Annotated in this window: 11 protein-coding genes; 10 read left to right on the top strand and 1 reads right to left on the bottom strand. The window is 75.9% G+C overall.

Features of this window, described 5'->3' with window-relative positions; all coding sequences use genetic code 11:
* Window positions 1-19: 19 nt before the first annotated feature.
* Complete coding sequence (locus tag K329_RS26150; RefSeq protein ID WP_043643002.1) at window positions 20-667, bottom strand: maltokinase N-terminal cap-like domain-containing protein; 648 nt, start codon at window positions 665-667, stop codon at window positions 20-22.
* A 61-nt stretch (window positions 668-728) separates the two neighbouring features.
* Between K329_RS26150 and K329_RS0110710 the strand changes: the two genes are divergently transcribed.
* The 10 genes from K329_RS0110710 to K329_RS0110665 all read left to right on the top strand — a co-directional run bounded on the left by K329_RS0110710 (window position 729) and on the right by K329_RS0110665 (window position 12,420).
* Window positions 729-1,142 carry a VOC family protein gene (locus K329_RS0110710; protein WP_028473031.1) on the top strand — a complete coding sequence of 138 codons (414 nt, stop codon included), beginning with the start codon at window positions 729-731 and terminating at the stop codon, window positions 1,140-1,142.
* Window positions 1,143-1,163: 21 nt separating this feature from the next.
* Window positions 1,164-1,655 carry a hypothetical protein gene (locus K329_RS26145; protein ID WP_052336729.1) on the top strand — a complete coding sequence of 164 codons (492 nt, stop codon included), beginning with the start codon at window positions 1,164-1,166 and terminating at the stop codon, window positions 1,653-1,655.
* Window positions 1,656-1,717: 62 nt separating this feature from the next.
* The gene (locus tag K329_RS0110700) at window positions 1,718-2,560 is read left to right on the top strand and encodes an aldo/keto reductase (protein WP_028473030.1); all 843 of its coding nucleotides are present in this window, start codon (window positions 1,718-1,720) and stop codon (window positions 2,558-2,560) included.
* Complete coding sequence (locus K329_RS0110695; protein WP_028473029.1) at window positions 2,557-3,618, top strand: alanine racemase; 1,062 nt, start codon at window positions 2,557-2,559, stop codon at window positions 3,616-3,618. The genes K329_RS0110700 and K329_RS0110695 overlap by 4 nt, the downstream gene beginning before the upstream one ends.
* A 22-nt stretch (window positions 3,619-3,640) precedes the next feature.
* Window positions 3,641-4,336, top strand: a complete 696-nt coding sequence (locus K329_RS0110690) for a peptidylprolyl isomerase (RefSeq protein ID WP_028473028.1) — start codon at window positions 3,641-3,643, stop codon at window positions 4,334-4,336.
* 94 nt (window positions 4,337-4,430) lie between these two features.
* Window positions 4,431-4,709, top strand: a complete 279-nt coding sequence (locus K329_RS0110685; RefSeq protein WP_028473027.1) for a Fe-S cluster assembly protein HesB — start codon at window positions 4,431-4,433, stop codon at window positions 4,707-4,709.
* 109 nt (window positions 4,710-4,818) lie between these two features.
* On the top strand, window positions 4,819-7,290 hold the full coding sequence (gene pepN / locus K329_RS0110680; RefSeq protein WP_052336727.1) for an aminopeptidase N: 2,472 nt from the start codon (window positions 4,819-4,821) through the stop codon (window positions 7,288-7,290).
* Window positions 7,287-8,138: a hypothetical protein gene (locus K329_RS0110675; RefSeq protein ID WP_028473025.1), complete on the top strand. Its 852-nt coding sequence runs from the start codon at window positions 7,287-7,289 to the stop codon at window positions 8,136-8,138. Before pepN ends, K329_RS0110675 begins: the two co-directional genes overlap by 4 nt.
* Window positions 8,139-8,209: 71 nt before the next feature.
* Window positions 8,210-9,379, top strand: a complete 1,170-nt coding sequence (locus K329_RS0110670) for an exonuclease SbcCD subunit D (protein WP_028473024.1) — start codon at window positions 8,210-8,212, stop codon at window positions 9,377-9,379.
* On the top strand, window positions 9,376-12,420 hold the full coding sequence (locus K329_RS0110665; RefSeq protein WP_028473023.1) for an AAA family ATPase: 3,045 nt from the start codon (window positions 9,376-9,378) through the stop codon (window positions 12,418-12,420). Before K329_RS0110670 ends, K329_RS0110665 begins: the two co-directional genes overlap by 4 nt.
* The last annotated feature ends 61 nt before the right edge of the window (window positions 12,421-12,481 follow it).

The following is a 12,481-nucleotide window of genomic DNA, read 5'->3' as shown; positions in this document are numbered from 1 at the left end:
CACGACCGAACGGGGGCGCTCAGACCGGGTCGACGACCGCGAGCACCTCGTCGTGCTCGTCCCAGGTGCCGACGAGCGTGCCGGCCGTCGCGGCCAGGTCCGGGGCCGCCGCGTCGCCGAGCACGCGTCGTACGACGACCCGCCGCCCGCCGACGGTGACCGTGGTGGCGGTGGCGTCGGTGACCACGTGCTCCTCGGTCACCGGACCCTCGAGCGTGGCCCCGACGGCCGATCCGCCGGACCCGGTGACCGTCATGGTGAGCACGCGCGGCTCGAGGGCGCCGTCGACGTCGACGAGGTAGTCGGCCTGGTGGCCGCCGGTGGCGACGGCCGTCAGGAGGGTCGTGAGGTACGTCGGGTCGCCGACCGCGTCGTACACCCAGCGGCGGCCCAGCACCGAGTGCTCCATCGTGCCGACCAGCCAGGGCTCGCCGCCCTCGAGCGGCGCGCCGCGGTAGGTCACGGGCACGTGCAGCAGGGGCCCGTCGCCCACGCGGAGGACGAACGCCTCCATCCCGACGTCGCCGCTGGGGTCGTCGAGGCGGTAGGCGTCCACGACCTCGAGCCGGACGAGCTCGCGCCCGGCCGCCCAGGGTGCGCCGGCGAGCAGGCGCGTGAGCAGCGCGGGCTTGGTGGGCGTGATCTCGGCGCGGTGGATGAGGGCCATGGGGGCGATCCTAGGAACCGGCCCCTTGCGCCCGGCTGCGCCCGAGGTCTTGGCTGGGCCCGTGCACTCGTTCCCACGCCTCTCCTCGACCGTCCTCGACGCGACCGACGCCCGTGGTCTGGCCGAGTTCTACCGGGCGCTGCTCGGACTGCGCTACCGCCGGGGCGACGAGCCCGGTGCGGACGGCACGGAGGACGAGGCCGACTGGCTGGTGCTGGTCGACGACGAGGGCCGACGGGTGGCGTCGTTCCAGCGCGTCGACGAGCTGCCCCGCTCGACGTGGCCGACGACCGAGGTCCCGATGCAGCTGCACCTGTGCTTCATCGTCGACGACCCGAGCGACCTCGAGCCCCACCGGTTGCGGGCCGAGGAGCTCGGCGCGACGGTCCTGCGGCGGAGCGAGGAGCCGGAGGAGGTCCTCTACGTCCTGGCCGACCCCGCGGGTCACCCCTTCTGTCTCTACACGCAGCCCTGAGCCGCCCCTAGGGTCAGGTGCATGAGCCCCGCGCCGCACGACGAGAGCCCGACCGAGCAGCCCACCGAGCAGCCCACCGAGCAGCACCGCCGCCCCGACGGGGTCAGCGACGCGACCGTCTCGGCGCTCGGCAAGCTCTCCGAGGCGCTGGAGGCCGTCGAGGTCGCCCGCGGCCACCTCTACACCTTCCACCGCCTCAGCGGCACGGCCGACCTCACGCTCGGCGAGGCCGTCGACGAGCTGCGCGAGGCGGGCCACGCCGACCTGGCCGACGAGGTGGAGCGCGAGCTCGTCGGCCGCAACGTGGTCGAGGGCCGGTGGTCGTTCCAGATCGTCGAGGAGTACGACGACACCTACTACTCCGCGTTCCGTGCCCTCGAGCAGCAGGCGCGCGACGCGCTGGTCGGCGGTCGCCGCCACCTCTTCGAGGCGGAGATGAAGGAGTCGCGCCGTACCCCCGGCCACCGGCACCACGCCGCGCGCCCCGCCGACGACGGACCCCAGGGCACCTGACCTCCCCCTCCCTCACGGCCCGCACTCCCCCCGTGCTTCCCCGGCGTGCGTAGCGTGGCGGCATGACGATCGAGGTCCCCACCCACACCCTCAACGACGGCACGACCCTCCCCGCGGTCGGCTTCGGCACCTACCCGCTGAAGGGCCAGGAGTGCGTCGACGGCGTGCTCTCCGCGCTCGAGGTCGGCTACCGGCTCATCGACACGGCGGTGAACTACGAGAACGAGGAGGCCGTCGGCGAGGCCCTGCGCCGCAGCGGGCTCCCCCGCGACGCCTACCAGGTCACGAGCAAGATCCCGGGCCGCCACCACGGGTACGACGAGGCCGTCGCCAGCGTCGAGGGCAGCCTCGAGCGCCTCGGGCTCGACCACCTCGACCTCCAGGTCATCCACTGGCCGAACCCGAGCGTCGGCCGGTACGGCGAGGCGTGGCGCGCGCTCATCGACCTGAAGGAGCGCGGACTGGTGCGCTCCATCGGCGTCTCCAACTTCACCGAGCAGCACCTCGAGACGATCGTCGACGCCACCGGCGTCGCGCCGTCGGTGAACCAGGTCGAGCTGCACCCGTACTACCCGCAGGCCTCGCTGCGGAAGGCCCACGAGCGGTGGGACGTCCGCACCGAGGCCTGGAGCCCGCTCGCGCGGGTGGGCGACCTCGCCCACGAGGCCGCGGTGACCGGCCCGGCCGAACGCCTCGGCGTCGACCCGGCGGCCGTCGTGCTGCGCTGGCACGTGCAGATCGGGTCGCTGCCGATCCCCAAGTCGGCCTCGCCCGAGCGGCAGCGCAGCAACCTCGACGTGTTCGGCTTCGAGCTCACCGACGACGAGGTCGCCGCCCTCACGGCGCTCGGTCGCCCCGACGGCCGCATCTTCGGCGCCGACCCCGAGACGCACGAGGAGATGTGAGCCTCCGGACCGCGCCGGCCACGCCGTACCTGCAGGTCGACGAGCAGCGCGTCCGGCGCAACCTGCGGCGTGTGCACGCGGCGGCCGCCGAGCGGGGCGTGGCGGTGCGGCCGCACGTCAAGACCCACAAGTCCCCCGAGCTGGCGCGCTGGCAGGTCGAGGAGGGCGCCCGCGGCATCACGGTCGCGACGGTCGGCGAGGCCGAGGTGTTCGTCGCGGCGGGCTTCGACGACGTGCTCGTCGCCTACCCGGTCTTCCTCGACGAGGCCCGGCTCACCCGGGTCCGGGCCCTCGCCGAGCGGGCGCGGATCGTGCTCGGCGTCGACTCGACGGACGGTGCACGCCGGGCCGCCCCGCTGGCGGGCACGGGGGTCGAGGTGATGGTCGAGCTCGACTCGGGCCAGCACCGCACCGGGGTCCGCGCCGCGGAGGCGGCGGCCGTCGCGGGCGCGGCGTACGACGCAGGTCTGCCTCTCGCGGGTGTCTTCACGTTCCCCGGCCACTCCTACGGCCCGGGCGTCGCCGGCGACGTGGCGCGCGCCGAGGCGGAGACCCTGGCCGCCGCGGCGACCGCGCTCGCGGACGCCGGACTGGCCTGCCCCGTGCGCAGCGGCGGCTCCACGCCCAGCCTCGCCGCGACCCTGGCCGCCGGTGCCCCGGCCGTCGACGAGCTGCGGCCGGGCGTCTACCTGCTGGGCGACGCGCAGCAGTGGGAGCTCGGCCACGCCCAGCCCGACGACCTGGCCCTCGTCTGTGTCGCCACCGTCGTCAGCCACGCCGGAGGGCGCCTCGTGCTCGACGCGGGCAGCAAGGTGCTGGGCGCCGACCGCGCGCCGTACGCGACCGGTTTCGGTCGGTTGCCCGACCACCCGGACGCCCGCGTGGTGCAGCTCTCGGAGCACCACGCCGTGGTCGACCTGGCCGGTGCGGTGCTGCCGCCCGTCGGCTCGCGGATCGCCGTGGCGCCCAACCACGTGTGCGCCGCCGTCAACCTCGCCGACGAGCTCTGGGTGGACGGCACGCCGCTGCCGGTGGAGGCCCGCGGCCGCAACACCTGACCCGCCGCCTAGGCTCTGGCGCATGAGCCGAGCAACCACCCGCGCCCTCTCGATCGCCGCCGTCCTCGCCCTCCCGCTGCTCGCGGCGTGCGGGTCCGACTCCGACGAGTCGGACTCGTCGGGCTCCTCGGGGGGCGACGGGTCGTCCGCCGCCGCGGACGGCACGTGCGAGTACGTCGCCGAGGGCGACGCGGCGCGCGAGGTGGACGCACCGCCGACGGAGGCCACGCTCACCGAGCCCACCTCGGCCGTCATCACCACCTCGAACGGCGACCTGGACATCACCCTCAACGGCGACACCACGCCGTGCACCGTGAACTCGTTCGTCTCCCTCGCGGAGCAGGGGTTCTACGACGACACCCCGTGCCCCCGCATCACCACGACCCCGGGCTTCGAGCTGCTGCAGTGCGGTGACCCGTCGGGCACGACCGCCGGCGGCCCGGGCTACTCCTTCGCCGACGAGCTGTCCGGCGACGAGACCTACGGCGCCGGCACGCTGGCCATGGCGAACGCCGGCCCCGACACGCAGGGCTCGCAGTTCTTCATCGTGTACGGCGACACGCAGCTCCCGCCCAGCTACACGGTGTTCGGCACCGTCGACCCCGCCGACCTCGGCGTGATCGAGGAGATCGCGGCCGACGGCGACGACGGCAGCAACCCGGCCGGCGGCGGCGCCCCGAACACGCCGGTCGACATTGTCTCCGTCACGATCGGCTGAGCGACGCGCCGAGGACCCGCCCGGTTTGTGTCCCGGCGGGCTTCTCGGCATGGTGGGGGAGGTCTCTGCACGCGACATCGGAAGTCGAGGAACGATGCTCACCCTCACCGAGAACGCCAGCACGATCGTTAAGGACATCACCACCCAGCAGCCCGACACCACGGGCCTGCGGATCACGGCGGACGCCGCGCCGGAGCCCGCCTTCGCGGTCTCCACGGCGCCGGCACCGGAGGACGGTGACCAGGTCGTCCAGCAGGACGGCGCCACCGTCTACCTGGACGGCGCCGCCGCCGGAGAGCTCGACGACAAGGTGCTCGACGCCGCCGTCGACGAGGGCGGCCAGGTCCAGTTCTCCCTCGGGGTCCGGGCCTGACGCCCCACCCCGGCACCACGTTCCACCCCACCGGCCCCGTCGCGACCCCGTGTCCGACGGGGCCGGTGGCGTCTGCGGACCCGTCCGCCGCGGCTCGTAGGGTGACGGCGTGACCGACGCCACGAGCTCTCCGACGCCCGCCCACCCGGACCGGCCCCGCAGCCTGCGGCGCGACGAGGCGGTGGCCCGCAGGGCGCTGCTGGACGTGACGTCGTACGACGTGGAGCTCGACCTCGCGGCCGACGAGGCCACCTTCGGCTCCCGCACCACGATCTCGTTCACCAGCCAGGGCGGCGCGACCTTCGTGGACGTGAAGCCCCGGTCGCTGCGCTCGGCCGAGCTGAACGGCCGCCGTCTCGCCCCCGAGTCGCTCGCGGCCGGCCGCCTCCCGCTCGACACCGAGGCCGGCGAGAACGTGCTCGTCGTCGACGCCGTGATGGCGTTCCGCACCGACGGGGAGGGCCTGCACCACCACACCGACCCGGCCGACGGTCGCCGCTACGTCTACGGCATGAGCTTCATGGATGCGGCGCCCAGCGTCTTCGCCTGCTTCGACCAGCCGGACCTCAAGGCGCCGTACACCTTCACCGTGCGCGTGCCGCAGGACTGGAACGTGGTCGGCAACGCCCCGGGCCGGGAGGTCGAGCCCGGCCTCTGGCGCCTCGAGCGGAGCCAGCCGCTGTCGACGTACTTCGTGACGATCGTGGCCGGCCCCTACCACCAGCTGCACGACACCCACGACGGCATCGGCCTCGGCCTGTCGTGCCGGCAGAGCATCGCGCCCCACCTCGAGGCCGACGCGGACGAGCTGTTCACGCTGACCCGGCAGTGCTTCGACGAGTTCCACCGGCTGTTCGGCATCCGCTACCCGTTCGGCGACTACCACCAGGCGTTCGTGCCCGAGTTTAACGCCGGCGCGATGGAGAACCCGGGCTGCGTGACCTTCCGCGACCCGCTCGTCTTCACGAGCCGCGTGACCCGCGGCGCCCGCATCCAGCGCGCCACCACGGTCGCCCACGAGATGGCCCACCAGTGGTTCGGCAACCTCGTCACGCCGCGCTGGTGGGACGACCTCTGGCTCAACGAGTCCTTCGCGGAGTACATGGGCAACCGGGTCACGGCCGACGTCACCGAGTACGGCGACGCGTGGGTCCACAACGCGCACCGCCGCCGCCAGTGGGGTCTCGTCGCCGACCAGCGGCCGAGCACCCACCCCGTCGCGGGCAACGGTGCGGAGGACGCGGCGAGCGCGCTGCAGGACTTCGACGGCATCTCCTACGCCAAGGGCTCGAGCGTGCTCAAGCAGCTCAACGCGAGCCTCGGCGACGAGGTGTTCCTCGCCGGCGCGGTCGACCACTTCACGCGCAACCGCTTCGGCAACGCGACGATGCACGACCTGTTCGGCTCCTGGGAGCGTGCGGGCGCCGGTGACCTGGGCGGGTTCGTCGACGGCTGGCTGCGCACGGCCGGCGTCGACGAGCTGCGGGCCGACCGCGACGCGGGAGCGGTGCTGAGGCTCTCCCCCGCCGACCTGCCGGCCGACCGCACCCACACCGTGCGGGTGGCCCGTGCCGTCCCCGGCGACGCCGCCTGGACGATCGACACCGTGACCCTGGCCGGGCCGAGCACGCCGTACGACGTGCCCCCCGGCGCCGCGGTGCTCGTCGACCCCTTCGAGGACTCCTGGTCCCGCTCGGCCCCCGACGCCACGACGCTCGCCGCGCTCCCGGGGCTCCTGCCGGCCACCGACGACCCGATGCTGCGGGCGGGGCTGTGGAACGGTCTGCGCTCGGGCGTGCACGCGGGCAGCGTGGCCGCGGCCGACGCGCTCGAGGTCGTCGTGGCCGGTCTCCCCGGGGAGAGCGACGACGACGGCGTCAACGTGCTCACCACCTGGGCGCTCGGACGGCTGCGGGCGGTGGCCGACGACCCGGTCGTCGTCGACGAGCAGGTCGCCGGCGCCTGCCGCTCCCTGCTGACGGGCGCACCGGCGGGCAGCACGCTGCAGCTGGCGGCGTACGCCGGGCTCGTCGCCTCGACCACCGACCCCGCGACGCTGCGGGGCTGGCTGGCCGGGCGCGACCTGCCCGAGGGCCTCACGCTCGACGAGGCGCTGCGCTGGCGGGTGCTGGTGCGGCTCGCCGTGCTGGGCGAGGTGGAGGCCGAGTTCCTCGACGCCGAGCTGGCCTCCGCGCCGTCGGCGGTGGCCCGCGTCGAGCACGCGCGTGCCCTGGCCTCGCGTCCCACCGCCGAGGCCAAGGCCTGGGCGTGGGAGCGGTTCACCGGCGACGCGACGGGGTCGAACTACGAGGTCGAGGCGGTCGGCCTCGGGCTCTGGCAGCGCGGGCAGGAGGACGTCACGGCGCCGTACGTCGACCGGTACGTCACCGAGCTCGCCGGCACGGCCGCGGTCTTCTCGGGGTGGCTCCTCGCCGACGTGGCCGAGGCGTTCTTCCCGATGACCGCCCGCGACGAGAGCACCCTGGCGCGGGTCCGGGGGCTCGCCGTCGACCCGGACCTGCCGGCGGCCGTACGACGCCGCGTCGGCGACCTCGCGGACGAGCTGGCGCGCCGGCTGTGAGCGACCGCCTCGTCCGGGAGGTCGCCTTCGGGCCCCCGACCGACACACCCCTCGACCGGGTCGAGGCCGACTGGACGTCGGCCGCCACGAGGCGCGACCGGCTGCGGGCGGGCCTCGAGCTGGTCAAGGCGGGGCGGCTCGAGGTCGCCGCACCGCTGCGCGACGAGCTCTTTGCCGGCGCCGGCGACCTCGCGCGGTCGGACGACCCGATCGAGCTGGACCACCAGTCGCTGGTGACGTGCCTGCTCACGGCCGACGAGGCGGGATCCCCCCGCTGGCGCTCCTACCTGGGGCGCAGCGGCGGCACCGTCGTCGAGATGCTGGCCTGCTCGGGCTCGAGCGTGCTCGCCGCGTCCGCGCTCGACGGCTACCTCGAGCTGGCCCTGGCGTGGTGGGACGACGCCCCGGCGACCTTCCTGCGGGCTGCCATCGACAGCGTCGTGGCGCTCTCCGGCGTCGACGTCGAGGAGTGGGACGAGGACGTCGACCGGCAGGCCTGGGCGGACCGGGCCCGGGCGGCGGTGGCCGCGAGCAGCAGCGCGTACGTGGTCGACGGCCGCCCGCTCTCGGCCGCGGCCGTCGGGCGGGCCGCGGTCGAGTGGACCGAGAGGGCCGTGGCGAGGAACCGCCCGGCTCCCCGGGCCGACCTCCAGCTCCTGAGCACGTGGTCCGGGGTGATGGGGCCGGTGGCGCCCCTCGGCCGACCCGCCACGACGGCGGACGTGCAGGCGGTCTCGGCGTACGTCGAGCAGATGCTCGCCCTGCCCTGGCGGGACGGCGTGAAGTACTTCTACGGCCACGACGTCGACGGCGGACCCGGGCTCCACGGCCCCTCGCGGGCGCGGTGACCCGCCCCACCCCGGCCGTGGGAGCGGCGTGGGTCCCGCGCGTTGTCGGTGGCGGAACCTAGGTTCGTCCCGTGCGCATCCTCCACACCTCCGACTGGCACCTGGGCCGCTCGTTCCACCGAGCCGACCTGCTGGGCGACCAGGCGGCCTACGTCGACCACCTGCTCGAGGTGGTCGCGTCGGAGGAGGTCGACCTCGTCGTCGTGGCGGGCGACGTCTACGACCGCGCCCTCCCGCCGGTCGACGCCGTGCGCCTGGCCGACGAGACCTTCGCGCGCCTCGCCGCCTCGCGGGCGCGGGTGGTCGTGACGAGCGGCAACCACGACTCCGCGCGCCGCCTCGGCTTCGGCTCGCGGCTGATGGACGCGGCCGGGGTGCACGTGCGCACCGACCCCGCGTCGGTCGGCACCCCCGTGGTGGTCGACGACGCCCACGGGCCCGTCGCCGTCTACGGGCTGCCCTACCTCGACCCCGACGCGGTGCGCGAGCCCTGGGGGCTGACGTCGCGCTCCCACGAGGCGGCGCTCGGCGCGGCCATGGCCCGGGTGCGCGCCGACCTGGCGGGCCGCGGCGCCCGGTCCGTCGTGCTGGCCCACGCGTTCGTCGCCGGCGCGCAGCCCAGCGAGTCGGAGCGCGACATCTCGGTCGGCGGCGTCCAGCGGGTGCCCACCTCGGTCTTCGAGGGCGTCGACTACGTGGCCCTCGGTCACCTCCACGCGCCCCACACGCTCGACGAGCGCATCCGCTACTCGGGCTCCCCGCTGGCCTACTCGTTCTCGGAGGCCGCGCAGGTCAAGGGCTCCTGGCTGGTCGACCTGGCGGCCGACGGCGTGGTGGCCACCACCTTCGTGCCCGCCCCCGTGCCGCGCCCGCTGGCGCGGCTGCGCGGCACCCTCGCCGACCTGCTCGCCGACCCCGGGCTCGCCGAGCACGAGGGCGCGTGGGTGCAGGCCACGCTGACCGACGACGTCCGGCCCCGCCAGCCGATGGAGCAGCTGCAGCAGCGCTTCCCGCACACGCTGGTCCTCGCCTTCGAGCCGACCACCACCCTCCCCGGCACGCCGGTGGCACGGCCGGCCGCGGGCCGCAGCGCCCACGACGTCACGCTCGACTTCGTCGCCGAGGTCCGCGGGCTCGGCGCCACCGCCGAGGAGGCGGCGCTCCTGGCGTCCGCCTGCGAGGCCTGCACCGGAGACCGCGACGCCGACCGCGAGAACGGGCCCGAGGCGGTGGCCGGGTGAGGCTCCACCAGCTCGAGGTCACGGCGTTCGGGCCGTTCGCCACCACCGTCGAGGTCGACTTCGACGCGCTCGCCGACGGCGGCCTGTTCCTGCTGTGCGGGCCCACGGGCGCCGGCAAGTCGAGCATCCTCGACGCGGTCTGCTTCGCTCTGTACGGCGGGGTGCCCGGCGACCGCAACGACGCACGCCACCTGCGCAGCGACGGTGCTCCCCCGGAGCGCTCGCCGCGCGTCCGGCTCGAGACGACGCTGTCGGGCCGACGCTTCCGCCTCACCCGCAGCCCGGCGTGGGACCGTCCGAAGAAGCGCGGCGCGGGTACCACCCGCGAGCAGGCGTCCGTGCTCGTCGAGGAGCGGGTCGACGGTTCCTGGACCCACCTGACCGGGCGCCTCGACGAGGCGGGCCACCTGGTCGGCCGCCTGCTCGGCATGACGATGAGCCAGTTCTGCCAGGTGGTGATGCTCCCGCAGGGCGACTTCCAGCGCTTCCTCAAGGCCCGGGCCGACGACCGGCAGCAGCTGCTCCACAGCATCTTCCGGGCCGGTCGCTACGCCGACGTCGAGGCGTGGCTGCGCGACCACCGGCTCGTGCTGCGACGCACGTCCCTCGCCGAGCAGGCGGGTCTCGCCGACCTGGTCAGCCGCCTGAGCGAGGCCGGTTCCAGCACCCCGCCCGACGAGCCGGTGTTCGACGTGCCCGAGGGCGGCTTCGACGTGGACGCCCTGCGCACCTGGGCCGCCTCCCTGGCCTCCGACGCCCGGGCGGCGCGCGTGGCGGCCGAGGCCGCGGTCGCGCCCGCCGAGCTCGCGTCGGACGCCGCGTCCGACGCGCTGACGGCCGCCCGGACCCTGGCGGGTGCCCAGGCCCGGCACGCCGACGCGCTGCGCCGGCACGACGAGCTGGCCCACCGGGCCGAGGCGGTGGCGGAGGCCCGGCAGCGCCGCGACGACGCCCGCCGCGCGGCCCCCGTCCGGGGGCTCCTCACCGCCCGCACCCGTGCGCTCGCCGGGCTCGAGCGGGCCGCGGTCGCGGAGGCCGACGCCATGGCCGGGCTCGGAGCCGAGGCCCACGAGGCCACCGGCATGCTGAGCCTCGACCTGGGCCCGCCCCGGCTCGACCTCCCCACGCTGCGAGCCGGGCTCGAGAACGCGGTCGCCCGACGGCACCGCTGCTCCGCCGCCCGCGCCGACGACCGCGAGCTCGAGTCGCTGCGGCGCGCCGCCCGCGACCGCGACGACGAGATCGGCCGCGTCCGCCGACAGCACGACGAGGCGCTGGCGGCGCTCGCCGCGCTGCCCGAGCGCATCGTCGCCCTGCGCACCGAGGTGGCCGCCGCGACCGAGGCGCAGACCGGGGCCCGCGCGGCGCTCGAGCGCTGCCGCGAGGTCGAGGTCCGGCTGGAGGCGGCGCGCTCGCACGAGAAGCTCCTGGCCCGCATGAGCGAGGCGCGGGCCGACCACCAGGACGCCGTCGCCCGCCACCAGGCGGCGCGCGAGACCCTCCTCGACCTCCGCGAGCGACGGCTCGAGGGCATGGCCGCGGAGATCGCCGGACAGCTGGCCAGCGGGGGCAGCTGCCCGGTCTGCGGGTCGTGCGACCACCCGCACCCCGCCCGCCCGGCGGCCGGCGCACCCGACGCCCGCGTCGAGCGCGACGCGGTGCGCGCCGTCGACACCGCCGCGGTCACCGAGCAGGCCTACGCCGGCAACGTCCGTGACCTGACCGGCGAGGTCGCCGCCGCCCGGCAGGCCGCCGAGGAGCAGACCGTCGAGCACTGGCGCTCCGTCCTCGCCGAGACCCGCGCCGCGGCCGACGACCTGGGCGGCCGGGCGTCCGGTCTCGACGACCTGACCCGCCGGCTCGAGCAGGCGGAGGCCCGTCTCGGGTCCCTCCAGGCCGAGGTCGCCGACGACGACCGCACCGCCACGCGGCTGGCTGCCGAGCAGACGGCGGGGGCCGCGCGGATCCGCGACCTCGAGCGTCGGCTGACGGTCCTGCTCTCGGGCGAGGGCGCCCGCACGCTCGCCGAGGCCCTCACCGCTCTCGCGTCGGCCGAGCAGCGCTGGCGCTCGGCGGTGGAGGCGGCCGAGGCCCACGAGCGCGCCGGGGCCGCGGCCGACGAGGCCCACACCGCTGCCCTGGAGGCAGCGGCGGAGGCCGGCTTCGACGACCTGGCGGCCGTCGAGTCCGCCACCCTTCCCTCCGCAGAGGTCGACCGTCTCGAGGCCGACCTGCGCACCCACGACGACGCCGTGGCCGCGACCACCCAGGCGCTCGCCGACCCGGACCTCATCGCGGCGGCGCAGCAGCCGGCCCCGGCCCTCGGCGCGCTGGAGCAGGCGGCCCGCGACGCCGCGGCCGTGCTCGCGGCCCGCCGCTCCGGGGCGTCGGTCGCGGCCTCCACCGCGCAGCGCCTCGGCCGGCTCGCGAGCGACCTCGTCTCCGCCCTCGACGCCTGGCTGCCCACGCGCGCGTCGTACGACGTCGCCGACCGCGTGGCCACGCTCGCGGCCGGCTCGTCGGCCGACAACCGGTTGCGGATGCGGCTCTCGGCCTACGTCGTCGCCTGGCGGCTCGCCCAGGTCGTGGAGGCGGCGAACGTGCGCCTCGCCCCGATGACGGGCCGGCGCTACGCCCTGGAGCAGTCGACGGCCACCACGGGCGCTGGCCGCGGTGGCCTGGGGCTGCAGGTGCGCGACGAGTGGTCCGGCGAGCTGCGCGACCCGGCCACCCTCTCCGGCGGCGAGACGTTCGTCGTCTCGCTCGCGCTCGCCCTGGGCCTGGCCGACGTCGTGACCTCCGAGTCCGCCGCGGACGGCGAGGGCACCGACGTCGACACCCTCTTCGTCGACGAGGGCTTCGGCTCCCTCGACCCCGACACCCTCGACGACGTCATGGACACCCTGGACGCCCTGCGCGACGGGGGCCGGGTCGTGGGCGTCGTCAGCCACGTCGCCGAGCTGCGCACGCGCATCCCGGTCCAGCTGCACGTCACGCCCGACCGCGCGGGCTCCCGCGTCGCGCTCGTGCACGACGGCTGACCCCGCCCGTCCGGCGCCGCCCCGTGCGCGGAGGAGGATCCGCGCGTCGACGGCCACCGCG

The organism is Nocardioides alkalitolerans DSM 16699 (assembly GCF_000426525.1).
Classification (GTDB): domain Bacteria; phylum Actinomycetota; class Actinomycetes; order Propionibacteriales; family Nocardioidaceae; genus Nocardioides; species Nocardioides alkalitolerans.
The sequence above is the reverse complement of the archived record's forward strand: the minus strand, read 5'-3'. Positions and strand labels throughout refer to the sequence as shown.

Bases quoted from the DNA above. Each gene is read 5' to 3' on its own strand.
- K329_RS0110690 (WP_028473028.1), top strand. From the start codon at position 3,641: ATGAGCCGAGCAACCACCCGCGCCCTCTCGATCGCCGCCGTCCTCGCC.
- K329_RS0110685 (WP_028473027.1), top strand. From the start codon at position 4,431: ATGCTCACCCTCACCGAGAACGCCAGCACGATCGTTAAGGACATCACC.
- K329_RS26150 (WP_043643002.1), bottom strand. From the start codon at position 667: ATGGCCCTCATCCACCGCGCCGAGATCACGCCCACCAAGCCCGCGCTG.
- K329_RS26145 (WP_052336729.1), top strand. From the start codon at position 1,164: ATGAGCCCCGCGCCGCACGACGAGAGCCCGACCGAGCAGCCCACCGAG.
- K329_RS0110700 (WP_028473030.1), top strand. From the start codon at position 1,718: ATGACGATCGAGGTCCCCACCCACACCCTCAACGACGGCACGACCCTC.